14 protein-coding genes and 1 riboswitch are annotated in these 26008 nt (G+C 47.2%); of the genes, 7 read left to right on the top strand and 7 right to left on the bottom strand.

Going from position 1 to position 26008, the window contains the following annotated elements; genetic code table 11:
• Positions 1-223: 223 nt before the first annotated feature.
• Positions 224-1582, top strand: coding sequence for a paraquat-inducible protein A (locus tag F752_RS24100; RefSeq protein WP_017732178.1), 1359 nt, complete (start codon positions 224-226; stop codon positions 1580-1582).
• 2 nt (positions 1583-1584) lie between these two features.
• On the opposite strand, the gene F752_RS0112975 is transcribed toward F752_RS24100, so the two are convergent.
• The 4 genes from F752_RS0112975 to F752_RS0112955 form a co-directional block, all read right to left on the bottom strand.
• On the bottom strand, positions 1585-4566 hold the full coding sequence (locus F752_RS0112975) for a DNA polymerase III subunit alpha (protein ID WP_017732177.1): 2982 nt from the start codon (positions 4564-4566) through the stop codon (positions 1585-1587).
• Positions 4567-4840: 274 nt separating this feature from the next.
• Positions 4841-5998, bottom strand: coding sequence for a DNA polymerase IV (dinB, locus tag F752_RS0112970; RefSeq protein ID WP_017732176.1), 1158 nt, complete (start codon positions 5996-5998; stop codon positions 4841-4843).
• Between the two features lie 177 nt (positions 5999-6175).
• A complete protein-coding gene (locus F752_RS25390; protein WP_020380541.1) occupies positions 6176-9673 on the bottom strand; it encodes a PAS domain S-box protein in 3498 nt (1165 codons plus the stop codon).
• A 525-nt stretch (positions 9674-10198) separates the two neighbouring features.
• The gene (locus tag F752_RS0112955) at positions 10199-13336 is read right to left on the bottom strand and encodes a PAS domain-containing protein (protein ID WP_017732174.1); all 3138 of its coding nucleotides are present in this window, start codon (positions 13334-13336) and stop codon (positions 10199-10201) included.
• A 491-nt stretch (positions 13337-13827) separates the two neighbouring features.
• Positions 13828-13938: riboswitch (SAM riboswitch) on the top strand.
• Positions 13939-14289: 351 nt separating this feature from the next.
• Here F752_RS0112955 and F752_RS0112940 point away from each other — a divergent pair.
• The 4 genes from F752_RS0112940 to F752_RS0112925 all read left to right on the top strand — a co-directional run bounded on the left by F752_RS0112940 (position 14290) and on the right by F752_RS0112925 (position 18561).
• The gene (locus F752_RS0112940; protein WP_017732171.1) at positions 14290-15273 is read left to right on the top strand and encodes an ATP-grasp domain-containing protein; all 984 of its coding nucleotides are present in this window, start codon (positions 14290-14292) and stop codon (positions 15271-15273) included.
• Position 15274: 1 nt separating this feature from the next.
• Positions 15275-16294 (top strand): LLM class flavin-dependent oxidoreductase, encoded by a 1020-nt coding sequence (locus tag F752_RS0112935; RefSeq protein ID WP_017732170.1) that lies wholly within the window; start codon positions 15275-15277, stop codon positions 16292-16294.
• Positions 16295-16636: 342 nt separating this feature from the next.
• The gene (locus F752_RS0112930; protein ID WP_026135727.1) at positions 16637-17329 is read left to right on the top strand and encodes a DUF2490 domain-containing protein; all 693 of its coding nucleotides are present in this window, start codon (positions 16637-16639) and stop codon (positions 17327-17329) included.
• 212 nt (positions 17330-17541) lie between these two features.
• Entirely contained in the window at positions 17542-18561 is a 1020-nt protein-coding gene (locus tag F752_RS0112925; RefSeq protein WP_017732168.1) for an alpha/beta fold hydrolase, read from the top strand.
• Positions 18562-18842: 281 nt separating this feature from the next.
• Here F752_RS0112925 and F752_RS0112920 read toward each other — a convergent pair whose 3' ends face one another.
• Both F752_RS0112920 and pta read right to left on the bottom strand, forming a co-directional pair.
• A complete protein-coding gene (locus F752_RS0112920) occupies positions 18843-20042 on the bottom strand; it encodes an acetate/propionate family kinase (RefSeq protein WP_017732167.1) in 1200 nt (399 codons plus the stop codon).
• A 144-nt stretch (positions 20043-20186) separates the two neighbouring features.
• Positions 20187-22277 carry a phosphate acetyltransferase gene (gene pta / locus F752_RS0112915; RefSeq protein ID WP_017732166.1) on the bottom strand — a complete coding sequence of 697 codons (2091 nt, stop codon included), beginning with the start codon at positions 22275-22277 and terminating at the stop codon, positions 20187-20189.
• 368 nt (positions 22278-22645) lie between these two features.
• Here pta and F752_RS0112910 point away from each other — a divergent pair, with 368 nt between their 5' ends.
• Entirely contained in the window at positions 22646-23221 is a 576-nt protein-coding gene (locus tag F752_RS0112910) for a hypothetical protein (RefSeq protein ID WP_017732165.1), read from the top strand.
• Here F752_RS0112910 and F752_RS0112905 read toward each other — a convergent pair.
• Positions 23210-24748, bottom strand: coding sequence for a GH3 family domain-containing protein (locus F752_RS0112905; RefSeq protein ID WP_017732164.1), 1539 nt, complete (start codon positions 24746-24748; stop codon positions 23210-23212). The genes F752_RS0112910 and F752_RS0112905 overlap by 12 nt on opposite strands.
• Positions 24749-25000: 252 nt before the next feature.
• On the opposite strand from F752_RS0112905, the gene F752_RS0112900 reads away from it, so the two are divergent.
• Positions 25001-25777, top strand: coding sequence for a response regulator transcription factor (locus tag F752_RS0112900; protein ID WP_017732163.1), 777 nt, complete (start codon positions 25001-25003; stop codon positions 25775-25777).
• The last annotated feature ends 231 nt before the right edge of the window (positions 25778-26008 follow it).

The following is a 26008-nucleotide window of genomic DNA, read 5'->3' as shown; positions in this document are numbered from 1 at the left end:
GAAACACTACTAAAAGTAAAGAAAGGTAAGCTCTTCCCGTAGCCGGAATTTTAACTTGTTTCAGTAAGCGCTTACTTTCTGATTCTTCAAAAAACCTTCCTAAGTATTAAGAAAAGGAGCGGAAGAATGGCCTTTTTCTTTTATGCTCTTTTTGAAGGCAAAAGCTCCTCTACTAACAAAACCGTATGAATACCGTACACTACAGAGATTTAATCAACTCTTTATGCCTAAATTTTTACAACAAAGTCTCCTGGTTTTGTTTACAGGAGCCCTGCTTTTAATTGCCGGATGGAGCTGCTTTCAGGTATATCAATATTCCTCTCAACGGGCTGAAATAAAGAAAGACTACAGCGAAGTCAATAGTATTACTTATGGATTATTATCGGTGAATACCTGGCGCGACCACCTTACTACCATCGCGCTCAACCGGATTGAAGACTTTGAATTTACTCCTGCGCAGGAAGATACGCTGGTACACATGGTAGGGAACCTCATGTATGCAGGTATTGATAAAGTAGACAGCCTGGTAGACCGGAAGCAAACCACCATCAAGGGAAAGTTAAAGAAGTTTGCTTTTAAAACCCTGGTAGACGAGGAGAAGATAAGAGAAACGGTACCCTTGTTTTCTCAAACCCTCGTGAATGAAATCCAGAAACCGGAGAATAAGGAGGCTTTGAAATACATTGTCAGGAGTAAGCTGCTGGAATACAGTAATATTACACATGCGAATGCACCTGATTCGTTGCTGCTGGATTCCCTCCTGAACAAGTATGAGGCTGCCAGTCTCGATGATTTTAACCGGCAAACTGCCGCGGAACTGAAGATCCTGCAGGAATCTACTTATTTCTATACCTATATTGCCCTGGCGGTTGTATTGGTGTTTTTAATTCTGTGGTGGGTGTTAAAGAAGCAGAAGGCGGTTCATATTCCTCTGTTTGTAATGTCGGTACTGGTGTCGCTGGTAATTCTGGCAGCAGGTATTAGCGCTCCCATGATTGAAATAGATGCCCGTTTCCAGGAGGTTAATTTTTTACTGATAGGAGAAAAAATTTCCTTTAACGACCAGGTTATTTTCTTTCAGAGTAAAAGTATTATCGATGTAGTACAGATTCTGCTGGAAACAGGACAGATCGATTCTGTACTAGTTGGAGTGTTGATTCTGGCCTTTAGTATTCTTTTTCCGATTGCCAAATTAATTTCTACACAAATTTACCTGATGGGGAGTAAGCGCATAAGAAGCAATAAAATCCTCAACTTCTTTGCATTTAAGTCCGGAAAATGGAGCATGGCCGATGTATATGTTATCGCTATTTTTATGGCCTACATTGGTTTTCAGGGAATACTCGATAACCAGCTCTCTATTTTAAATGTAGATACTGAATCGCTCATGAGCATTTCGACCAATAAAACCTCCCTGCAGCCAGGCTTTTTGCTCTTTATAGGCTTTGTCCTGTTCAGCTTACTCCTGTCCCTGATTCTGAAGAAGGTGACATCTATGGAGAAAAAAGCTGTTTCTCCTGCAGAAAGAACTCCGCTGCGAAACCGCGATCGCCAGAGAATCATCCGCCCCCGGGAGGTGTAAGCTCAGCTGCTGAAGCGGGTGTCGGTGATGCGCCTCAGGTAGCTCATTTCGGCTACCTCAATGCTGGGGAAGCCAAACTCTTCGACCACCTTTCCTTTAATTAAATAGCAGCCGGGACCGGTAAAGGGGTACTTTGTCAGTACCTGCGGAAAATGGGTGGTGTCGAAGAAGTGTCCTTCCGTATCAATCCAGCTGGCGAAGCTCATGAGCTTTTGCTGCCGGGTGCGGATTACTTTATTGGTGACGAAGTAACCTGCAATTTCTACCTGCCGGCCAATATGGAGGGGCAGTTCGCCGGCCGTTAGTTTGGTAGCAGGCTGCTGCTCCAGCAGTTCAAAGGGCGAGCAGAGCGGAAAACCCAGCAGTTCTGTCTGCTCAAAGGCATCTTCCAGTGCATGAATGTCCAGCCTGGGCAGTTTGCTTTCCTTTTCTTCTGTCTGTGGAAATAGCGAGCTGGAACTACTCCTTTTTGCCTGCCCGTAACTGTTCTTTTCCCAGAGCAGTAAATGGCGTGACTTTCCGGTGAAGCGAAAGGCATTGATGCGAATTAGTAAGTTTAGCTGTTCTTTTTGTACGGGTACCCTTTGCAGGAAATCGGCAAATCCGGTGTAGGGACCATTTTCTTCACGCTCCCTGATGAGCTGACTCGCTACTTTTATTTCGAACTCCTTCAGGTGTACGAAGCCAAGGTAAATGGTGCTGCCTTTAATGGTGCTGAGGTACTGGCTGTGGTTTACGCAGGGAGGTTCTGTGGTGGCTCCGCACATACGTGCCTCGTGCACATAGTGCTCCATGGCATAAAAGCCGCCGAAGTTATTGATAACGGCCACCATAAATTCCAGTGGATAATACGCCTTGAGGTAAAGACTCTGAAAACTTTCCACGGCATAGGAGGCGGAGTGGGCCTTGCAGAAGCTGTAGCCGGCAAAACTCTCCATCTGCCGCCATACTTCGTGGCTAAGCTCATCGGTATGGCCTTTTGCTTTACAGCCCTCGAAGAAGCGCTGCTTAATGCGTAACATCTGCTCGCGGCTGCGGCCCTTGCCGCTCATGCTCCGCCGGAGCACATCGGCCTCGCCTAAATCGAGCCCGGCAAAGTGGTGGGCAATTTTAATTACATCTTCCTGATACACCATTACCCCGTAGGTTTCGGCCAGCAGCTCTTCAAACACGGGGTGCAGGTAGCGGATAGTCTCCGGCTCGTTATGGCGGCGGATGTACTCCTGCATCATGCCCGACTGCGATACGCCCGGGCGGATAATGGAGCTGGCGGCCACTAATATTTCAAAGCTGTTGCAGCGAAGCTTGGAGAGCAGGCCCCGCATACCCGGCGACTCAATGTAGAAGCAGCCAATGGTTTGGGCGTTCAGCAGCATCTCCAGCACCTTTTTATCTTTCTTAAACTTCTCAGTCTGCTGAATATCGATATGGATGCCCCTGTTTTCCCGAACCAGCTGCACGGCTTCCTTTATGTGCCCCAGGCCGCGCTGGCTCAGGATGTCGTATTTGTAAAAGCCGAACTCCTCGGCAGTATACATATCGAAGTGCACAATGGGGAAGCCCTTGGGCATCAGCATTTTGGCCGAATAGCAGTTAATGGGCTCTTCTGTAATCAGTACCCCGCCGGCATGGATGGAGAGGTGGTTGGGAAAGCCGTCCAGCTGCCGGGCATAGTGGAGAATCTGCTGCCCTATTTCGTCGGTGGCACTTCGCTGCCTGAGCAGACTTTCAATTTCCTGTGGAGGAAGGCCAAACACCTTTCCCAGCTCCCGTATCAGTGCCTTCGCCTGAAAAGTGGTAACGGTGGCGAGCAGGGCCACATGGCCGCGGGCATAACGTTTGAAGATATAGTCGACAATCTCATCGCGCTCGTCCCAGCTGAAGTCGATATCGAAATCGGGCGGGGAGGAGCGCTGTGGATTGATAAAGCGTTCGAAATAAAGGTTGAGGGCGATAGGATCTACCTCCGTAATGCCGAGGCAGTAAGCCACAAGGGAATTGGCTCCGCTGCCGCGGCCTACATGGCGGAAGCCGCGCATCTGGGCATAGCGGATAATGTCGTGGGTAATAAGAAAGTAAGGAGCAAAATGGAGCTGGTCAATCATTTCAATTTCCCGCTCAAAGCGCTTCAGTATTTCTTTTGAGGGAGCCGGATAGCGGTTCTTAAAGCCGTCCTGTGCCAGTTTTTCGAGCAGAAGCCGGTCATCTTCCGTACTGCCGGTAAAGCTTTTGCGGTTTTTGGGTGTATTTAGCTCGAAGTGGATGCTGCAGGCATTCAGCAGCTTTCGGGTGTTTTCGATTACTTTCGGATAGGGGGCAAATATCTCTTCCAGCTTTTCCTGCGGCACAAAGTGGTCGCCGGGCAGGGCAAGGTGGGTGGTGTCGAGCCGGCTGCGGAGTACGTTCTGGTCGACTGACTGTAGCAGGCAGTGCAGTTCATAGCCGTTGGTGCCGCTGAAATTCTCGTCGGGGGTGGAAAGAAGCTGGTAGTCTTCTGTTGTGGCAAGAGAAACCGGCTGCAGGATAAGCGCTTTATTAAGAGCATAGCGAATGGGAGAGGAGTATATTTTCGTAACTTCCTGCGGCCGGATGCCAATAAATTCGTGCTCTTCGGGCGGCTGCCGTAAGTCGAAGCTGAGGGGGTAAATAATATAGGTGTGCTCCATATAAGGAGCCCGTTCCGGCAGTGTTTTTCCTTCTTTGGAATGCTCCGATAAAAAGTGGTTGAGCAGGTAAAAGCCCTTATTGTTCTGTGCGAGACCAATGTACAGCAGCTTATTCTCTTTATCGCGAAACTCAATGCCGGCAATTAGCTCTATGCCCTGCTGCCGACAGGCGCTGTAAAATTCAAGCATGCAGGAGGTGTTGTTGATATCCGTGAGGGCGAGCTTACGAATACCCTTCGCGGCAGCCAGCCGCACCAGCTGAAGAGGGCTGAGTGTGCCGAAGCGCAGGCTGTACCAGGTGTGGCAGTTGAGGAACATAATTTTAGTATTGAGTCATGAGTATTGAGTCCTTAGCTTTCGTAGCTGAAGCACCTTGTGGCGAAGTACCCTTGCCCCGAGCTCATCGGTTTTAGCTGTTAAGCTGCCACGCGTTTGCAACGCGTGACCTCTTCTCTTTCTTCTTGAGTAAAAGCCCTTGCCTCTCTCAGGTGTGCCCTTCTCTTTTTAACGCACGTCTATAATGCGTGATTTCCCTGGAAAAGCTACTTCCGGTCTCAAAAAGCCGGCCTGTCATGAACATACCGCTCTGCTCTCAGAGCGAAAAGGCACGGAGTACTTTGTCGATGCCATGCTTGTTTTTGATATAGTCCAGTGCCTGGTAGAGGCGGATTTCCTTTGGGGTATCTTCCAGCAGGCTGATTTGCTGATGACCGTGCACCAGCTGGCTGAGCCGTAGCCCGATGAGGCGCACCAGCACTCTTTTCTGGTACAGCTTTTCAAAAAGCTCAAGGGCATGGGCCTGAATAAGCTTATCGCTGGCGTTGAGGGCAATGCTCTTCTGCCGGGTATAGGTGTTAAAATCGGAATAGCGGACTTTTACGGTAATACAGCCGGTGAGCTTATTATGCTGCCTTAGCCGAAAGCCCAGCTCCTCGCTCATTTTACTTAAGGCGGCTCTCAGGAAGTGCAGGTCGATGGTGTCCTGCTGAAAAGTTCTTTCGGTAGAGATGGATTTTGCTTCGGAATAGGGGACGACAGGAGTGGTGTCGATAGCCTGGGCCTTGTTCCACAGCTCCCTTCCGCGGCTGCCAAACTCCCGCTCCAGCAGTCGTACAGGTACCTTGCTGAGGGTATGAATTTTTTTAACGCCCATGGCGCTGAGCTGCTGAAAAGTAACCTTACCGATGGAGGGAATCTTTTTAATGGAAAGGGGTGCAATAAACTCTTTTTCAATGCCGCTCCTGACCTGTATTTTGCCGCCGGGTTTGCCTTCGTTGGTGGCCATTTTCGAAATAAGCTTGCTGGTCGACAGCCCGAAGCTGACGGGAAGGCCGGCTTCCTTCAGTACTGTCTGCTTCAGCTCCTGTGCGTACTGGTAGATACCGAAGAAGCGGTCCATGCCACTCATATCGGCATAAAATTCGTCGATAGATGCTTTTTCGAGCAGCGGTACCTTTTCGGAAATAATGTCTGTAACCAGTCGGGAGTAGCCGGAATAGCTTTCCATATCGCCGCGGATATAGATGGCGTGGGGGCAGAGCTGGCGGGCCAGCTGCATGGGCATGGCTGAGCTAATACCATGGGCACGGGCTTCGTAACTGCAGGAAGCCACTACGCCACGGCTGCCGGTTCCGCCAATAATAACGGGCTTCCCCTCGAGCAAAGAATTTTTTAAGCGCTCGACCGATACGAAAAAAGCATCGAGGTCGAGGTGCAGTATACTGCGCGATGAGGTGGTTGGATAAGACATGGCTTTGGCTATTAATTTTAGCAATACTAAAATCAATACTGCTGAAAAGCCACTTTATTTGCTAAAAAAGTTATCAACTTATCCACAATAATTCTCTATTACTATAATTTTTAGTAATAGGAGGGGTATTAATCCACTGATTAGCAGCCGGATGTGGGGAAAGGAAGGAACCTCCTGCTAAGCCTCAGGAGGAGTTTCTGATTTTAAATAGATTCTAAAAAGAGAGCCTTTCCCTTCTTTACTCTCAATCTCTATTCTTCCCTCGTTATTGTCGACTATCCTTTTAACGATGGCCATGCCTACCCCTGTGCTTTCGACATGCTGGTGCAGCCTTTTAAACATCATAAACACCTTGTGCCGGTCTTTTTCTTTAATACCCAGCCCGTTATCCTGTACACTCAGTAAAATGAAGTTTTCGTCTACAGTAGTACTTACTGTAATTTGTGGCTGTCGCTCAGGGGAGCGGTATTTAATGGCATTGGAAACAAGGTTATAAAGGATGCTGCCAAGGTTCTTTTTGGAGAAGTATATTGCAGGTGCCCCGGAGAAATCTTCGGTAATGAGGGCTTTTGACTCGTCGATTGTAGTTTTTATATTCGATTTTACTTCTTCAAACACCTCTGTAAACGAAACCTCCGCAAGGTCCTCTTCTGTACTGCTTTGCACTTTGGCCACTTCTGCTAAATCCTTAATAGTGGCCTTAAACCTGTCGATGGAAGTATGAATCAGCTCCATCAGGCTTGCTATTTTTTCGTGGTTCGGAGGGTTAGTGTTAAAGAATTTACTGAGCAGATTTACCAGTCCTTCGATATTCGTGATAGGAGCTTTCAGATCGTGCGAAGCGGTATAAATAAAGTTATCGAGGTCGTTATTAATTTTTGTAAGCTGCTCGTTTTTGTGTCGAAGATGCTCTGCGGCCTGTCTGCGTTCTGTAATATCCGTCATGGTACCGGAGAGCTTTGCGGTAGTTCCCTGCCTGTCGAGTATGGCTTTGCCTTTTAACAGCACATTCCTGATTTTACCGGAAGGATGCACCACACGACATTCCACCTCAAACTTTTCGTTACGCTCGAGGTGTCCGGTGAGGGCTTCATCAATCGAAGGCTGATCTTCGGGGTGTATACAATCTGCAACGGACTTAAAACTGCGCTGAGCCTCGGGTATATCGATACCTATTATTTCAGAAAAGCGCTGATTCCACCATGCTCTGTCATCTTTAAAATCCCATTCCCATATACCATCGTTGGAGCCGTCAATTACGCGGGAGAAAAGCTCCTTACTTTCCTTTAAGGCTTCTTCGGTTTGCTTGCGGTCGCTGATGTCCTGCATAGAACCAATCATACGAATGGGCCGGCCCTCTTTATCGTGAAGTACAAAGCCTCTGTCAAAAACAATTTTGAAGCCACCATCACCGGTAAGGTAGCGGTACTCTTCCGACCAGTGCTCTTCCCCTGAATCAATTACTGCGTGGATGCCATTTACCACCCGGTCGCGGTCTTCGGGGTGTACATGCTCATACCACCAGCTGGCGGTTCTGTCCACTTCTTCGGGCTTATAGTTGAACATGGAATAAATTCCTTCGTTCCAGTTGATTTCCTGTGTTTGTAAATTCCAGTCCCAGATGGCATCCTGTGTGGCCTGATTCACCAGCTGATACCACGAATTGGTACGTTTCAGGCTTTCCTCCGCCAGTTTGCTTTCCGTAATGTCCTGCGCAACTCCTGCAATATATTTTGGCTTTCCTTCGGCATCTTTGATAGAGGCGCCGTAAACGTTTACCCATATATAGGAGCCATCACCGCACAGGTAACGCTTTTCAATCTTAAAAGGAATGCCATCTTCTGCAGCCCTCTTAAACAGGGGAATGTTGGCCTGCAGGTCTTCCGGGTGAGTGAGGTCGGTTATACGCATCTGATAGAGTTCCTCTCTGCTCCTCCCCAGCATTTCGCAGTAGCGCTCATTTACGAGGGTAAATTTTCCTGATAAATCGGTTAGCGCAATGCCTACGGATGTTTGATTGAAAATGCTGCTGAAGCGTTCTTCGCTTTCTTTTAATTCATTTTCGGCCTGCTTGCGCTCCGAAATATCACTGAAGAGAAGCGCAATTCTGTGGTTGTTCTGGTCGCTCATCCGGAAGGCATACACATCGAACCAGCGCCCCATGGCATCGGAGCCTTGCGTAAAGCGGAGGGGGGTACCGGTTAAGGCTACCTTTCCGTACTGTTCAAACCAGTGGGGCTCTAAATCGGGTACAAGTTCGCGAGCGGTTTTTCCTTCTGCCTGCTTCAGTCCTGTCTGCACCTCAAACATGGGGTTGGTTTCAATAAAACGGTAATCTACCGGCTTATTATCGGCATCGAATATGAGATCAATGATACAAAAGCCCTGTTCCATCGATTCGAACAGGTTGCGGTATTTTGCTTCACTTTCTTCTACTTTCTGCCGGCTCACTACCTGTTCGGTAATATCATTCACAAGGGTATAAAAACCCTCTACTTTGCCATCGCGAATATCGGGTATATAGCTGGTGCGGATATGCTTAACAAAATCTTCGCGGTAAGGCATCCTTGATTCAAAATCCAGCCGTTCGCCGGCCAGTGCCCGATCAATATACTCTTTTAGACCAAAATATGCCTTGTCGCCCACTACCTGGCGAACGGGCCGGCCTATCAGTTCCCCGGCCCTGAGCGGGAACCATTCCTCATATGCCTTATTGGCAAAACGGTACCTTTCTTCTTTGTCGAGATAGCCGATTAGTACAGGGAGGGCATCGGTAATCAGGCGGAGCTGTCTTTCCCTGTTCTCAGATTCAAAGCGGGCCTCTACCTGGTCGCTTACTTCCGTAATAAGTTGTATAATGCCAATGACCTGTTGCTCATGATTCCGGAGTGGCTGGTAAATGATATTGTAAAAACCAATGGCAGGCTTTCCTGCCCGTGTCATGCTTACAGGCACTTCCAGTGCCTCGTAAGGGCGGCCGGAGGTAAATACTCCTGCAAGAATATCTTCAAAGCCCTGGCCTTTTACTTCCGGCAGTGCATCAAAAATAGCTTTGCCTACTAAATCCTCCGGTGCACGACCCAGTATTTCGCTCATCTGCGGGTTTACCAATTCAACAACATGCTCTTTGCCTTTAAAAATGGCAACGCCTACCGGGAGCTGCATAAAAACAGCCTCCAGCCTTTTCTGCTCCCAGTTTAGCTGCGAAAGTGCATATTGCTCGCGGGCGGCAAGATGCTCGATGTGGCGCTGGTTTTTAATACTGTCTGTTACATCGCTTACTTTATGGATGATGTACAAAACCTCGCCTTCTTCATCCAGTACAGGTGTATTGGTGGGGTTCCAGTACTTCTCTTCAAAACCTCCTCCCATAGACTGCGGTCGTGGCACATCGTAGCGTTGCAGGGGCATTTGATGAGGCTGCTTAGTTTTTAGTGCCTCCTGCAGAGAGGTAAATAAATTACTGACTGAATTGGCATCTGGTGTATCGGGGTTGTCGGGAAAAGCATCGAATACATATTTACCCACAATCGCCGGGCGTTCGGTAAAAGTTGCAGCAAGGTAAGCGTTGCTGGCGGTGAGCACATGCAGTTCCGGTGAAAGGATAAGGTACAAATCCGGAATGGACTCAAATACTTTAAGCTTATCGAATGTGAGAAAATCTGTCTGGGGCATTAAAGAGAAAAATTAGAGAAAAGTCATTTGAAAAATATTTACTACCTCCGGTTTAATCCTCTTAAACAGGCTGCGATACAGGAAAACAGAAAGTGCAGCACCGGGTTTGTTCATCTGGCTGTTCGTTAAAAGCTCTGGTGCCGCTTCCCTGTGGAGTTTTATATTATTCCACCCACTGAACCACAGGCGCTGCTGTGGTTCAGTGGGTGGAATAATAAGTTATTTTGCTGAAAAAGCTAATTGAGACGCTCCCGGTACTGGTGTTATGGTTAAAAATGAATTTATGGCTGCTTAATTCAGATCTCTAATATACTTACAATTTGTATATTCTCCTTCAATAGCCGGCCAGAAAAATAGTTGATGTTGCCTGATGAGGGCATTAAAGTGTGCATGCCTGGCCGCTATCAGCTAGCTTTGCCGTTGGCAGCACCAGGGGCAGGCGATAAGGTCTTTTTGGCATCATTCAAAAAATAGCATTGACAGAGGTGGTGAGGAAGGTGATACCTGCAACTTTGCCTGTATATCTTATGGCTGCTCAGTAAAAATAACAGTAAAATTAGTGCCTTTGCCAGGTTCACTTTCTACTTTAATATTGGCCGAGTGGTCCTGCAAAATAGCTTTTACATTTGCCAGCCCTACACCCATGCCTTTAGGTTTACTGGTGTAATAGGCGTCGAACATTTTAGAGAGCTGCTCCTTTGTCATGCCGCAGCCATTATCCTGAACACTCAAGAGTATTTTATCATTCTGCTGGCGGACGGAGAGCGCTAAAATCCCTTTCTGCTCTTCCATGGCTTCTATGGCATTCATGATAATATTGAGGAAAGCCACTTTCAATCGCTCCCGGTCGGCATGGACGATACAACCCTTGCTGAAATGTCGCTCTACTCTGATTTCTTTCAGGAAAATGCGGTCCTGGGCCTGGTTGAGTACTTCTTCGGCCAGCACCGCTAAATCGCTCTCGATAAAAGCACCGGGTTCTGCTACGGAAATATTGAGAAGCTCGTTTATATAATTGCTTATGCGATGGCAGCTTTTCAAAACAATATCGAAATAAACCAGCGCATCCTCTTTACCTTTCAGCTCCTGCTCCAGTTCTTTCTGGATGATTTCCATAGACAAGGCAATGTTGGCGGCTGGTCCTCGTACCTCATGTGCAATGGTGCGGGCCATGGTTCCTTTTACCGAGAGCTTTTCGGCTTCCAGCAGGGCCTTGGTGGTGTTTTTCTCTTCCGTAACATCGCGCATAATAGAGAGCAACTGTACTACCTTTCCTTCTTCGTTTCGCTTAAAAACCCGGGTTCTGCAGTGGAACCAGCGCCATTCCCTTTGCCTGTTCTGCAGGCGTAATTCTATTTCTTTAAGTTCTTCGTCAGAGGCATCTTCGAAGCTCTGGGTAAAAGTCTGTGCCGATTCTCTATCGTCGGGGTGGAGCAGAGAGAATAGTACTTCGGGGGGCATGGCCCGGAGGGTTTTAAGGCTCTTGCCCAGCAGCGAATACAGGTCGCGGTTTATATACTTCAGTCGCATTTGCTCCAGGTCATACACAAACAGAATATCGGGTGTAATGTCGGCTATTTTCTGAATAAAATGAACATTCTCCTGCAGTGCATGCGTGCGTTCTGCCACCTGCTGCTCCAGCGAGTTGTTAAACTCTTTAAGCTGCTGTTCGGCCCTTTTCTGCTTGCCAATATCGACGACAAATCCTACACATTCGTTTTCGCTCAGGCGTTTGCCGGCAAAAAGCCCCCACCAGCGTGAGCCATCCGGGCGGAAGTATTGTTTTTCGTAGGGGGTATTTTGTCCTTCGCTTAAGAGTTCCTCCCTGGCTTTAAGGGTGGCTTCCATAAATTCCGGTGGCGTTGCTTTATCCCAGCGTACTTTGCCACTGATGAAGTCTTCATGTGAGTAGCCGCTCATTTGCTGGAAAGCCTTATTGGCATCGTAAATTTTACCTTCGAGATCGAAGAAAGTAATACCAACAGTTTTAATTGAAATGGCCTTTTGCAGGCGCTTCTTCGAACGATGTAAAGATTCTTCGGCAAGCTTGCGGTCATGTATATCGGTCGATGCACCAAACCACCTGCTTATTTTACCGGTCTTTGGGTCGCGATAGGGATTGGCCCGGTTCAGAAACCAGCGGTATTCTCCTGTTGCTGAACGGGTGCGCTGCTCAACTTCCATGCTGTTGCCCGTTTGCATTGCCTCATTAAAGGCGGCCATTACCTTTGGCGCATCCTCAGGGTGGATAAAGTTAGCGGCAATCTCTGCGGCCGTAGTAGGTTCGAAGAGTACTCCTGAGTAGGCGGACCATTGTTTGTTAAGAAACTCTGCCCGGCCTTCTGCATCGGTAATCCAGATAATCTGTGGAATTGTATCGGCCATAAGCCGGAAACGCTCTTCCGATTCGCGAAGGACTTCTTCATGGCGCTTGCGGTCAGTGATATCATTAAAGAGCACTGCCACCTGCCGATCCTCCGGAGCGCCTATCCGGAAAATACTTATGTCGAACCATTTTTCAGTCGCCGCTACATAATCCTCAAATCGCATGGGTTCCCCTGTAAGTGCCACCTGTCCATAGTTGGCGAAACGAGAAAAACTAATATCCGGTAGCAGTTCTGCTAAACTTTTGCCAGGGGCATTTTTTATGCCTGAATATTTTTCGAAAGCAGGATTGGTATCAATGAAGCGGTAATCAGCAACCTGTTTTTCTGAAGACTCCTTCTCCTCGCTAAAAACTACCTCCAGAATACAGAAACCTTCGTCTATGGAGTCAAAGAGCGTGCGGTACCGGTTGCTAAGCTGTTGTGTAAGCTCATCTTTTAGCCGGAGAACTTCCTCCTCTGTTTTCTTTTGCTCAGTAATATCCTGAAGGGTTCCATATACCCGAAGGGGTATTCCCTTCTCATTGCAAGAAAGAGCTGCCCTCCGGTGCACATAGCGCACACTGCCATCGGGGCGAATAATGCGGTTGATTAAGTCAAAAGGTTCACCGGTTTTATGAGAATGGCGAATGGCTTCCATGCATTCATCTACATCATCCGGGTGAATAAAAGACATGAACTTTTCGGTGCTCATAGGTTCTGCCTGCGGCTCCAGACCGTGAATGCGGAAAAATTCATCAGAGCAGTATACCATGTCTCCTGGTAAATTCCGCTCAAAGCTCCCGATGTGGCCAATGGCCTGGGCATCCTTAAAGCGCCGGTGCTCTTCCTGTAGCTTTTTCTCTGCTAGTTTCTGCTCATGAATATTCTGGGCAATGCCGATGGTTTGTACTACCTGCCCTTCTGCATCGCGCTTAAACACTTTGTCTTTGATCCTGAACCAGTTCCAGTCCCTGCCGGCTAATTTTAGTCGTACCTCAACCACTTTTTCGTTGTGGTCGGGCAGTTGCCTGCAGGCCTCGAGGTTCGCCATGCGGAGCTCGTAATCCTGCGGGTGTACCAGCATTTTAAAAATGTCGGAGCCTTTATCGTAAATGTAATTCGCATCATGCCCGAGTAAATACTCTACCCTGCTGTTGACATAGAGAATCTCATGGCTATTGAGGTCGATAACGAACAGGAGCTCTGGTGTGAAATCAGCTAATTGCTGCAGGAAACTTTGCTGGTATTGACTTTGCCGTAACGGCTTATCTTTTGACGATTGCTTCGAAGATGCCATAAAGTTTACTAAAAAAGTTGTACACCAAAGAATAAGACCGGAATCCGGCGCTTTTATTATTCTCTACACATGAGCTTCCGGGAGTATAAGCAACTAAATGCCCGGACAAATTAAAAATATGTTGCTACTGTATAATTAAAACAAAATCACGCTAATTTACAAATAGTTGCCGGAAGTTTATAGTTGGCAGGCTAAAAGGAGTCTGATGCGGGGGTGAGGCTAAATGGTAGCGCTAAAAGATGAACCTGCTTTTTCAAAGAAAGTATATTGTTAAAAGTGGCAGGGAGAGGGGATTTCCCCCGGGCTATTAATGGCTTTGCTGGTCCCTCTTCTGGTAGCCAGGCGGCTGTCTGAAAAGCCTGTAATGCTTCTGTTTCAGCGCCTGGATCAGCCCATTATGCATGTGCAGTAAAAAATAATAGTGTTCAATTTTGGTATTTCATCTGTTCTACTACACCTTTGCAGAACAAGTCAATTACTTACCAGTGGTTGATTTATAAAGAAGAAGGGAGAGAACAGGCTCTATGAACTTCTAGCAACCCTGCCCAGCCTACGCGGCCCGGCAACGGTGCTAATTCCTGCCTATTTAGGAGATATAAATACCAAACCGATGCACAACGCTTTGTTTACCCGTCATTTATTTTTTCACCAGGGCTTTCAGTCTCAGGTTTCAGCGGTAGATACCTCTTGTTGTTGCTGTTGTTGTTGCTAATCTTTTTCCGGCAAAAGAAAGATATTCTGAAGGCATAAGCCAACTCTCTGCAGAGGCAGGGGAGGCTGTGTTCACTCACTTCTCTCTTCGTTTCCTGTATCTGCCGGAATAATACCTCCATCTAATTTTAATGGTACACAAGGCAAAAAACTTTTGCTTTACTCACCAGAGAACTAAATGCATTTTTATTGCATTAGTGTTTAAACATCTATTAAGCTTAATTATACCTAAATTTATTTATATGTCTAATCTTCAGCAAGAAAAAGCCATTGCGGTTTTTTATGAACACCCCGACTGGTTTCGTCCTTTATTCAGCGAGCTTGAGTCCAGAGGGCTTCCCTTTGTAAAGCTCAATGCTGCTCAGCATTATTTTGATGTGGCGGAGCAGGAGCCTCCCTATAACCTGTTCTTTAACCGCATGAGCCCTTCGGCCTATCTGCGGAACAATGAGCAGGGAATTTTTTATACTCTCGGATTACTGGCCCAGCTCGAAAAGCTTGGAGTACCGGTGGTAAATGGTTACAAGGCCTTTCAGTACGAAACTTCAAAAGCCCTGCAGATGAGTCTTTTACAGTCGCTGAAGCTTCCCTACCCAAAGGCAAGGGTTATTAACCACCCTTCCCAGGCGGTGGCCGCGGCGGATGGACTACGCTTTCCGGTGGTAGTAAAAGCCAATATTGGCGGTAGCGGTGCAGGTATTACCCGCTATAACTCCCCTGAAGAGCTGCAGGCGGCGGTTGATGCTGGCGAGATCAGCCTCGGCCTTGACCATACTGCCCTGGTGCAGGAGTATATTACAGCCCGTGGAGGGCATATTAACCGGGTGGAAACCCTGGGGGGCAAGTACCTCTATGCCATTAAAGTCTACACCTCCGGCGAAAGTTTTAACCTTTGCCCGGCCGATATTTGCCAGACCACGAATGGACAGGAACTCACCCGTAATGCCTGCGCCCTCGATGCACCGAAGAACGGCTTAAAAGTCGAAGCCTTTACGCCTCCGAATGAAGTGATTGAGGCTATTGAACGAACTGTTCAGGCAGCTGGTATTGATGTAGGTGGAATTGAATACATGGTCGACGACCGCGACGGGCAGCTTTACTATTACGACATCAACGCACTGTCGAACTTTGTGGCCGATGCCGTAAACGTGATAGGTTTTAACCCGCATGAGCGCCTGGTCGATTTCCTTGAAAGAAAAGCGAACCTAAAACTGGAGGAGGTATAAGATGGAGTTTGGATATTGGTTACCCGTATTTGGCGGCTGGCTGCGGAATGTAGAGGATGAAAAAATGGATATCTCCTGGGACTACATTCGCACACTGGCCCAAAAGAGCGAAGACTGGGGCTATAGTCTTAGCCTGATTGCAGAATTATACCTGAACGATATAAAAGGGGAGGAGGCGCCTTCCATGGATGCCTGGTCTACGGCAGCAGCCCTTGCAGCTGTTACCAAAGAACTGGAAATTATGGTGGCGGTACGGCCTACCTTTCATAATCCGGCCCTGCTGGCAAAGCAGGTGGCAAACCTGGCCCACATCAGTAGCGATAGAATATCGCTGAACGTGGTGGCTTCCTGGTGGAAAACCGAGGCCTTAAAATACGGCATTGATTTTGAAGAGCACGACGACCGATATGCCCGTACCAGCGAATGGATTGAAGTTATTCATCGCCTCTGGGAAAAAGACCATGTAAGCTATGAAGGAAAGTACTACCAGGTAGCTGATAATGTACTGCAGCCAAAACCAGCTAAAAAGCCCTTCCTCTATGCAGGAGGGGAATCGGAAGCGGCTCGGAATATGATTACCAGCCAGTGCGATGGCTATGTAATGCATGGTGCCAGCCCGGAACAGATTGGTGAAAAAATAGCCGATATGAAGCAGCGCCGCGAACAAAAGGGCCTTCCGCCAATGAAGTTTGGTGTGGCTGCTTATTCCATCGTCCGAAATAATGAGCAGGAGGTAAAAAAGGAGCTGGAGCGCATTACAAATGTGGAAGCCAGCTCTGTCAGCTACAAAAATTACCAGGAGTGGCTGGCGAATACACAGCTGCAGCATAAACCCTCGCTCGAAGATTATTCAGTATCGAATCGCGGCCTGCGTAGCGGTTTAACCGGCACCCCCGCCCAGGTGCAGGACCAGATTGCTGCTTTCGAAAAAGTAGGAGTGGACTTCTTCCTGCTGCAGTGCAGTCCGCAGCTGGAAGAAATGGAGCGTTTTTCTGAGTCCGTTATAGGTGTACTGCAGTAAGCAGGTGAGTTTCGGAAACGGCTTTTCAGCTTAAATAAATTAAGAGGCTATCAGTTAAATGGTAGCCTCTTTTTATTGATATAACTGAAGTGGAACGTGTAAAATAGAATAAAGACTGCGCCCATAATATGTGAGGTTTTGCTGCATGATATTTTAGTTTTTTAACCTTTTTATTCTTTTATAGTAATAACTACAAGCTCCCCTTTTGCAGCGGAAGGTGATGGTGAAAGTTTAGACGGGCGAATGTAACAGGACGCATAATTGAGGATGAAGAAGTAAGAATAGTTGTAGCGGATGACCATCCGGAGAATAGAAGGACAGGCTAATGATAAAAGAAAAGAGATGAAAAAATATTTACTGTTACTCCTTTTTTTGGGAGCCACACAATTACAGGCACAAACAACGGGTGAAGAAGAGCTGGGAAACTGGCTTATGTTATTCGGCAATGCAAAACTTTCAGATCAATATAACCTGCACGCAGAAGCACAGCTGAGGTTGTACGAACCATTGAGTAATTTCAACCAGCTGCTCCTGAGGGTGGGACTGGGCAGGAAGTTAAGTCCCCAGGCAAGTGTAATGGCAGGGTATGGCTATATTCCAACCTCTTCTTTCGATAAGGAAGAGTTTAAGAGCAGTACCATTGAACATAGAATATGGGAGCAGCTCGTGCTTACTAACCAATTAGGAAGGCTCTACTTCGAGCACCGCTACAGAATTGAGCAGCGATGGATTTCATCAACTCTCAATGACAAATACCTCAACCGACTGCGCTACCGCCTGCTGGTCAATATTCCCCTGAACCATGCAGAGTTAACAGAGAATACCTTGTTCGCAACTTTTTATGATGAGGTGTTTTTAAATGTAGTTGAAAACCCTTTCGATCAGAACAGGCTTTATGCCGCACTTGGGTATAAGTTTAACGCATTCCTCAGCTTACAGGCGGGCTACCTCCGGCATAAAGTGTCGGCTGGTAATTTAGACCGACTGCAGCTGGCGCTCTTTCTGAACATGGACTTTAGAAGGTCTGACGATTAAAGGTGATTGCGGGCAGGGATTAAACATTGAAGGTAAGATACAGCAAAGCCATCCTCTGTCAACAAGCATAGCGGATTAGGTAAAAAAATAAGACAGCCCTATATGCTGGGTAGTAGCTGGAGGAAAAAGACGGAGAAAGTTCGGAAAGAAGCGTTGCAGCGCCCGGAGTTCCATATGTCCGGTTATCCACTCGTTTAATTTAATAAGATCTTATGAAAAATGTATTTTTTGTAGCCTTTCTTTTTTTCTCTGCTAATGTACTGGCTCAGGAAGATAAAGTGCAGGCATTAGGCCTTTACCTTGAAAATTATGAGTATCCTTTTGAGGTAAATTATATAAATATCTCCAATCAGGCGGGAGCCATGCCTGCGGGCAGTCCTTACCAAATGGCTTATATGGATGTGCAGCCCGAGCAGCCTAATGGCGAAACGGTCATGCTCCTGCACGGGAAGAACTTTAACGGTGCCTATTGGGAGGAGACGGCCCGCGCTTTGGCAAAAGAAGGATTTAGGGTAATTATACCTGACCAGATTGGCTTTGGTAAATCCTCGAAGCCGGTAAACTTTCAGTATTCTTTTCAGCAGTTAGCCCTTAATACCAAAGCACTACTGGACTCTTTAGGAGTGGAAAAAACTGCCGTACTTGGCCATTCCATGGGAGGGATGCTTGCTACTCGCTTTGCCCTTATGTTTCCGGAACGAACAACAGAGCTGGTACTGGAGAACCCTATTGGCCTGGAAGACTGGAAGCTGAAGGTGCCTTACCGGCCAGTGGAATGGTGGTATGAGAATGAATTGAAGAAGGATTATGCGAGCATCAAAAACTATCAGCTCCAGAGCTATTACGACGGGCAGTGGAAGCCGGCTTACGACCCATGGGTAAATGTGCTGGCGGGCTGGACAAAGAACATCAATTATCCTCTTATTGCATGGAATGCCGCCCTTACCTACGATATGATTTTTACACAGCCGGTGGTGTATGAATTCGACCAGCTGGAGGTGCCAACACTGCTGATTATTGGCCAGCGCGACCGGACGGCGCTCGGAAAGAACCTGGTTTCGCCGGAGGTCCGGGAAACACTGGGTAACTACCCTGATCTGGGAAAAGCCACGGCACGTAAAATTAAAAATTCTAAACTCGTGGAGTTAAATAATGTCGGTCACCTACCGCATATCGAAGCTTTTGATCGTTTTATCGAACCTTTGGTTACTTTCCTGGAAGAAGAGAAATGAAGTTTCATTTCAATAGTTTATAACAACTGGCAGGAAGGTGCTTCAATATAAGAAGATGGTACGCCTTGTAAACGCGCGACAGATAGCGGTTGGAAGGAAACCTACTACTGAAGATGAAGGTGTTTTGGGTGGTTTGATATTGAAAAGGAACCTGTACCTAATGCCGGTAGACTCTTTGTAAGGCTGGTAAAAGTAAGTCTACTCCTAAAAGGCATTGGCGATTTTGCTACTGTAGCTCCTTTGTTCCAACACATGAGACATCATTCTTCCTCTAAAACTCATCAATTGTTCAGCATCTCGAAACACTGCCGGGCAATTTCAAGCTCTTCATTGGTAGGAATTACAAGCACTTTTACCCGGGAATCTTCCGTATTTATTTCGCGCAGTCGCCCATTGCGTTCTTTATTCTTTTCCACATCGACATTTATACCCAGGTAGTCCATATTCCGGCAAACTGCCTCCCGCACACTGGCATCATTTTCACCTACACCGGCGGTGAAAACAATCGCATCCAGCCCGTTGAGTACAGCGGCAAAGGCGCCGATATACTTCTTAATCCGATAGGCATAGAGCTCATGCGCGAGCTTTGCTTCTTCCTTGCCCTCTACTATTGCCCTGCCTACATCGCGCATATCGCTGTAGCCGGTTAATCCCAGCATGCCGCTCTTTTTGTTCAGCAGGGTATGAAGCTCATCCGCAGTATACCTGCCCTGCCGGATGAGGTGGAAGAGGATGGAAGGGTCAATATCGCCGGAACGGGTGCCCATTATCAAGCCTCCCAACGGACCAAAACCCATACTGGTGTCAACCGACTTTCCGTTTTTGACGGCCGTCATGCTACAGCCATTACCGAGGTGGATGGTAATCAGCTTGCTGTCTGCTTTATTCAGGTAACGAGCGGCTTCCTGCGCAACATACTTGTGGCTGGTACCATGGAAACCATAGGCACGGATGCCTTCCCTGGAATATAACTCATTAGGGACAGCATAGCGGTAGGCCCTTTCAGGCATACTCTGGTGAAAGGCAGTGTCAAAAACGGCTACCTGGCTGGCTTTGGAAAAGATTTTTTCGGCCACCTCAATGCCGAGGTAGTTAGAGGGGTTGTGAAGGGGAGCCAGGGCAAAGAGCTTCTTCACCTCTGCCTTTACCTCCGGAGTAATGAGGGTTGTGGCGGCAAAGCTTTCGCCCCCATGTACCACCCGGTGGCCTACCACCTCAATATCGTCCAGATTTTGAATTACCCCAACCTTCGCATCTGTTAGCAGGTTTACCACCTCTTTTAATCCGGCTTCGTGGTCGGGTAACTTTATGCTTTTGCGAACTACCTCTTCTTCTCCCTCCCGGTACACCTTATGCATAATGAGAGAATTTTCCAGCCCTATCCGCTCAACTAATCCACTGCAAACCGGCAGCTCCGATGGCAAACGAAATAACTGGTACTTAATAGAACTGCTGCCGGAATTGATAACGAATATGTTCATGTATTAGAAGTTAGAAGTTAGAAGTTAGACATAAGACATAAGACATAAGACATAAGACATAAGACTTAGGATTTAGGATTTGAGATTGGAGGCAAGGTGCTGCTTTTTTCTCAGGACTCACTACTCATGACCCACCACTAATCACTATTCCTGTGCCTGTATGGCCGTAATAACAACGGTATTGAAAATATCATCTACGGTACAGCCGCGGCTCAGGTCATTTACAGGTTTGTTAAGGCCCTGCAGCATAGGACCAATGGCCAGGGCTCCTGTTTCGCGCTGAACGGCTTTGTAGGTGTTATTGCCTGTGTTCAGGTCGGGAAAGATAAGCACGCTCGCCTGCCCGGCCACCTCTGAGTTCGGCATTTTCTGTCTGCCTACCGAAGGGTCAACGGCGGCGTCGTATTGAATGGGTCCTTCTACTTTTAGTTCGGGCCGCTCTTTTCGTACTATCTCTGTAGCCATACGAACTTTTTCCACATCGGCCCCGGCGCCGGAAGTGCCGCTGGAATAAGAGAGCATGGCTACCCGTGGCTCGATGCCGAAGCGCTGGCTGCTTTCGGCCGAGGAAATGGCAATTTCCGCAAGCTCATCGGCCGTGGGGTTCGGGTTTACGGCACAGTCGCCAAAAACCGACACCCGGTCGGGCAGACACATAAAAAATACAGACGATACCACCGATACTCCGGGTTTGGTTTTTACAAACTGCAGGGCCGGGCGAATGGTATGCATAGTGGTATGCACTGCCCCCGAAACCATTCCATCGGCATGTCCTTTATACACCATCATGGTGCCGAAGTAAGAAACATCCGTCATCAGGTCGCGGGCCATCTCCAGCTGCACGTTCTTTTCTTTCCGAAGCTCATAAAGGGTTTCCACATAATCCTCATATTTTTCAGAGGCAGTAGGCTGGATGATGTTAATCTGCTCCAGCTCGAGCTTAATTCCAAGCCTCCGAATGATGCCGGCAATTTCATTGGCATCGCCCAGGAGGGTAATGTCTACGATATCCTGAGCAATCAGTCTTGCAGTGGCCCGCAGGATTCGCTCATCATTCCCTTCCGGTAATACAATATGTTTTTTCTTCCGGCGGGCCCATTTTACCAGCTGGTACTGGAACATATGGGGCGTCATGCCTTCGGGTTTAAAGGTAATCAGCCTTTCGTCCAGTGCCTGTACATCTACATATTTCTTAAAGGTATTAATGGCCAGCTGAATTTTTTTCTCATTATCAGGACTGATGCGCGACTGGATAGCGCCGATTCTGGTGGCAGTAAGGAAAGAGGCTGACTGCACCGCAATAACAGGAACAACCGTTTCAAGGCCCTGGATCAGGCGCATAATAGGTTCTTCCGGCTCAAAGCCACCCGTAAGCACTATGCCGGCTACTTTAGGGTAATTCGCCGAGATGTGAGCCTGCAGCGCACTCATAATAATATCGCCCCTGTCGCCCGGGGTAACAATTAGTACATTATCTTTAATATGGTTCAGGAAATTAGGCACCTGCATGGCGCCCATTATAAAATGGTCGGCCTGGTTGCTGAGATGCTGCTCTCCAAACAGCAGTTTGCCTCCAATAATATCAACTATTTCCTTAATGGTAGGGCTTTTAAGGCTTGGGTCGGAAGGAATTACCACACAGTTAATGCGGTCGGAGAGTTGTTTTTCCAGCAGTTCCCGCACATCCTCTACCTGGTCGTGCCTTACCTTATTGGCAATCAGGCTGAGTACCTGTAAATCCCTTACCTGAAAGTTGCGGCTGGCTGCCAGGGCAGAATTAATGGTTTGTGCGGTGGTTTTTCCTTCGCCCGAAATAACAATAATAACAGGGGCCCCCAGGTTTTTGGCAATGGAAACATTGGCATCAAACTCAAATGCCGTACCCTCGCCTAAAAAATCGCTGCCTTCTACAATGATGAAGTCATACTCTTCTTCCAGCTTTTTATATTTGCTGATGATGGTATCGAAAATTTCGCCCTGCTTACCGGCATCAATCAGCTGCATTACCTCCTGGCGGCTGTAGGCGTAGGTTTCCTCATAAGGAATGTCGAGCTTAAAATAGCTGACAATCGTTTCGATATGAGCATCCTTCTTTTCGCCGGATGAAGTATTGATAACAGGTTTGAAATAACCTACTTTGCGGGCTTTTCCTAAGAGCATATCCACGAGGCCCAGTGCAATAATGGATTTTCCGCTATAGGGTTCTGTGGTGGCAATAAAGACAGATTTTGTCATGGGTGAAAATTTTATGCAAAGCTAAAAGGTGCCCTGCATGGCAAAAATGATTTATGTCAGGCCGTTCGCTGACTTCCATTTCTTTAACAGCCTCATAGGAAAGCTGTTTTTGATAATACCTTCTTTATCAAACTTATAGTGCGAATGCCTACAGTAGGGATCTTTTAAGGGTAAGGAGACAGGTGCATTTTTTAGAATTCATTCTCCTCATTAATATGGCGCATGCTATCACCAGGTTTGCCGCACAACCGGAAAGTTAAAGGGGAAAAGAACAAGTTGATGTAAGATACCGTTTTTGAAGTGGAGTAGGGGCAGGGGAAGCTTTTCCGTTATGCCCGGAGAAGAGTTACCGTTGAAGAATTCTTTTTATGTACAGAAATAAATTTTACCCACCGGAGCTGGAGGCGGCGGTACTGGAAAGCCTTTCCTTTTATCCTGAACTGGCCGGGGTGGAGATTCATTTTGTTTATGCCGGCCGCATCCGTAAATCCGTTATGTTGGCCCAGCCTAAGCTGGATGGGCTTCTCAGAGGGCGCTGGAGCAGAGCCTATGTCATCCGGATTTCACAGGATTTTAAAATAGGAGAGGAGGTATTCCATATCCGGAACATGCCCTATAACGTGCTGGTGGGCTGGCTGGGGCATGAACTGGGACATATTGTCGATTACCTTCCGCGCTCTCTTCCTGCCATGGCCATTTTCGGATTAAAATACCTCTTTTCCGAAAGCTTTTTAAGGGAAGCAGAGCGTAGAGCCGATACTATTGCCGTGCAGCACGGGCTGGGACAGCACATCCTTTCAGTAAAGGAATACATTTTGCAGCAGGCCGGTTTTGCCGAAGTTTATAAAGAGCGGATAAGGCGGTTGTATCTCTCCCCTGATGAAATAAGGGAGCTGGTTGAGGAGTTTGGCTCTCCTCAACTTCCTGCAGCTTCAGGAGGATAAACGTTTTTTCACGAAAGCCTCCCACCTTTCAAACTGCTCATCCTTCATCATGCGGGGTGTTTTTACCTGGCCTCCCTTTTTCTTTTCTTCTTCAGACCAGTCGTAAAACAGTTCCTTGGGTACTATCTCTGCCATAATGCCTTTAAGAGCTTTTGTGCGGGCGCCCCGGTAGCTTTTATTGCTTTTTTTTAATATCTCATCGAGCGATTCGGTAATTTCTTCTGCCTGTACGGCTCCTTCTTCCTCTACCCCCAGGTACCATTTATGGTAATACTCGCCATTCAGCTGTACGGCTGCCATGGTAAATTCAGGGATGGAAATTTTAAACTGTTCCTCAAGTTCCTTTACTGCCTCGTTCATGATATTGACCGATAGCTTTGAGCCTACCACGTTCATAAAATGTTTAGTACGGCCGGTAATAATAATCTCACTCCTTTCCTTATCAGTGATTTTTACCGTATCACCTATGCTGTAACGCCAGGCGCCTGCTACAGTCGAAATAATAATAGCATATTCCTTTCCTTCTTTTACTCCGGCCAACGGTACAACAGGCGCATCGGGGAGGGGAGAGCCTGCTTCATCAAAGTACTCCTCTTCGAAGGGGATAAACTCAAAATATATGCCCGTATCGTACGAAAGGGTCATCGCCATCTCCTCATTCGGCCGTTGCTGGTAAGCCAGAAAACCTTCGGAGGCCAGGTAGGTGTCGAGGTATATGAGTGGGCGCTCGAACAGCTTTTCCATGCTCTTACGGTAAGGACCAAAGGCTGTACCACCGGTAGTATAAACAGAAAGGTTGGGCCATATTTCGTGAATGTTTTTCAATCCATTGTAGGAAACCACCTCTTTCAGCATCAGCTCTATCCAGGAAGGGATGCCGGACAAGGCCCCAATATTCCACTCAGGTGCTCTTTTGGCGATTTCCCGCACCCTTTCATCCCACTCATCAATGGAGGTAACCTCCTCCTCCGGTTTATAAAAGCCCCTGAACCAGAAGGGAACATTACTGGCACTGATGCCGCTGATTTCTCCCTCGTAGTGCTCATTTCTTTCTTTTAACTGAGTGCTGCTGCCCAGCATCAGCACATTACTCTGGAAAAACTCGTCCGGCAGGTCAAACTCCGAGAGCACAAGGGCCTGCTTCATACCCGTATCGCGGATAGCCTGTATCATATCATCAGTTACCGGAATTTTTTTACTGCTTTTGCCGGTCGTGCCCGCACTCAGGGCATAATAAAGCGTTTTGCCAGGCCAGGTAACGTCTTCTTTATCCTTCAGCTGTTCTTTCCACCAGTCTTCATACATTTTACTGTAGTCATGGAGCGGAACGCTTTCTGCAAAAGCCTTCTTCCTGTCTTCAGCCTCCAGTATCCGGCTAAAGTTATAATGCCGGCCAAATTCGGTTTGTTCGGCTTTTTGTAGTAGCATTTTCAGCACATTTTCCTGGGCCTTCAGGGCATCTTCCTGCTTCGAAAGACTGCTGGAGAGGTCTATAACAGTTTTAACTATTTTTCCTATCAGGGGCATATCAAATTCTTTTATCCCTCAACTTTCTGATATGGTAAAAGGTTTTTGCTGTCGGTAGCAGCCTGACTTTGGTGGAGATTCAGGGTTTCCTGAAAGGGAGGGCAAGTTGACAGAAAACCAGTAAAGTGATCTGTTCTTATTGGTGCGCTAAACGGTTGTCCTTTGCCCCGGGCGGGATAAGGTTTCGGAGCATCAGGGAGTTTTTGAATTAGTATTAAATTATTATATTGTATTATTCATTTAAACAAAAGGATGAGTAAAAATTTATTACTGGATTTTCACCGCGACAAGTGGTACAACGGAGCCGGCATCGCTTTTAAGGATGTTGAGCCTCATATCCAGTATTTAAAGCATATGGATAAAATTGTTCCGCCAGGCCCACGTTTTTACCTGGTAGTGAATTTCAGCACCTTCCACTACGATTATATCGGGAGGGGGCAGTCCTTTTTATCAGGCTACGATAACGAGGTGGTGGAAAAAGAAGGCGTTCAGTTTCAGATAAGAAATATGCACCCAGAGGATGGAGAATTTATTGTTAAGCACAGTTATCCTACCTTTAGCCAGCTGCTGGCGTCTCATTCTTTTGAAGACCAGAAAAAAATGCTGCTGCAGCATAATTATCGTTTCCGGCATAGAGAGGGATATTATGTTCACCTGATGGAACAGGTATCGGTTATGAAAGCCGACGAGCAGGGAAAGCACCAGGCCATGCTGGTGCATGTGTATGAAATGCCAATGGTGCAGCCTTTTAAAGTAAAGATGCTGATAAATAAGCTAAGCAGTGGCCAGACATACGAAACTTTGTATACAGCAGAATTCCCTCACGAAAACGATAAGATGCAGCTAAGTGAAAGAGAGAAGGAAGTCATTCGCCTGCTGGCACAGGGCTTAAACAGCAAAGAAATTGCCTGTAAACTGTTTATTAGTTACCACACCGTTCGTACTCATCGCAAAAACATGCTGCAAAAGCTGGAAATGAAGTCAACCAGTGAGTTGGTTGCTTACGGAATTACCCATGGCCTGGTTTAAGGCCTTTTTTTGAGCTAATAGAACATTTTTATTTTGTTAGAAAGGGTTCCTTCTGTAATAAAATACTCCATGCCAGCCTTATTGATAAACTTCAGGGCCAGTGGCAGGCATATTCAGCCCCTGTTGCGGGTAAGCTTACATTCACAGCCGCTCTTATCAAACAGCGACAGTACTTCACTAGAAGAAGTGACTGCAAAGACGGTCCCTTTAGAATGAGCTGTAATGGCAAAA

Source organism: Nafulsella turpanensis ZLM-10, from assembly GCF_000346615.1.
GTDB lineage: Bacteria > Bacteroidota > Bacteroidia > Cytophagales > Cyclobacteriaceae > Nafulsella > Nafulsella turpanensis.
The sequence above is the reverse complement of the archived record's forward strand: the minus strand, read 5'-3'. Positions and strand labels throughout refer to the sequence as shown.

What these genes read in the sequence shown, in the direction of transcription:
- F752_RS0112930 (WP_026135727.1), top strand. Translation starts at nt 16,637, where the DNA reads ATGAAAAAATATTTACTGTTACTCCTTTTTTTGGGAGCCACACAATTA.
- F752_RS0112920 (WP_017732167.1), bottom strand. Translation starts at nt 20,042, where the DNA reads ATGAACATATTCGTTATCAATTCCGGCAGCAGTTCTATTAAGTACCAG.
- F752_RS0112955 (WP_017732174.1), bottom strand. Translation starts at nt 13,336, where the DNA reads ATGGCATCTTCGAAGCAATCGTCAAAAGATAAGCCGTTACGGCAAAGT.
- F752_RS0112910 (WP_017732165.1), top strand. Translation starts at nt 22,646, where the DNA reads ATGTACAGAAATAAATTTTACCCACCGGAGCTGGAGGCGGCGGTACTG.
- dinB (WP_017732176.1), bottom strand. Translation starts at nt 5,998, where the DNA reads ATGTCTTATCCAACCACCTCATCGCGCAGTATACTGCACCTCGACCTC.
- F752_RS0112925 (WP_017732168.1), top strand. Translation starts at nt 17,542, where the DNA reads ATGAAAAATGTATTTTTTGTAGCCTTTCTTTTTTTCTCTGCTAATGTA.
- F752_RS0112905 (WP_017732164.1), bottom strand. Translation starts at nt 24,748, where the DNA reads ATGCCCCTGATAGGAAAAATAGTTAAAACTGTTATAGACCTCTCCAGC.
- F752_RS0112940 (WP_017732171.1), top strand. Translation starts at nt 14,290, where the DNA reads ATGTCTAATCTTCAGCAAGAAAAAGCCATTGCGGTTTTTTATGAACAC.
- F752_RS25390 (WP_020380541.1), bottom strand. Translation starts at nt 9,673, where the DNA reads ATGCCCCAGACAGATTTTCTCACATTCGATAAGCTTAAAGTATTTGAG.
- F752_RS0112935 (WP_017732170.1), top strand. Translation starts at nt 15,275, where the DNA reads ATGGAGTTTGGATATTGGTTACCCGTATTTGGCGGCTGGCTGCGGAAT.
- F752_RS0112975 (WP_017732177.1), bottom strand. Translation starts at nt 4,566, where the DNA reads ATGTTCCTCAACTGCCACACCTGGTACAGCCTGCGCTTCGGCACACTC.
- F752_RS0112900 (WP_017732163.1), top strand. Translation starts at nt 25,001, where the DNA reads ATGAGTAAAAATTTATTACTGGATTTTCACCGCGACAAGTGGTACAAC.
- pta (WP_017732166.1), bottom strand. Translation starts at nt 22,277, where the DNA reads ATGACAAAATCTGTCTTTATTGCCACCACAGAACCCTATAGCGGAAAA.
- F752_RS24100 (WP_017732178.1), top strand. Translation starts at nt 224, where the DNA reads ATGCCTAAATTTTTACAACAAAGTCTCCTGGTTTTGTTTACAGGAGCC.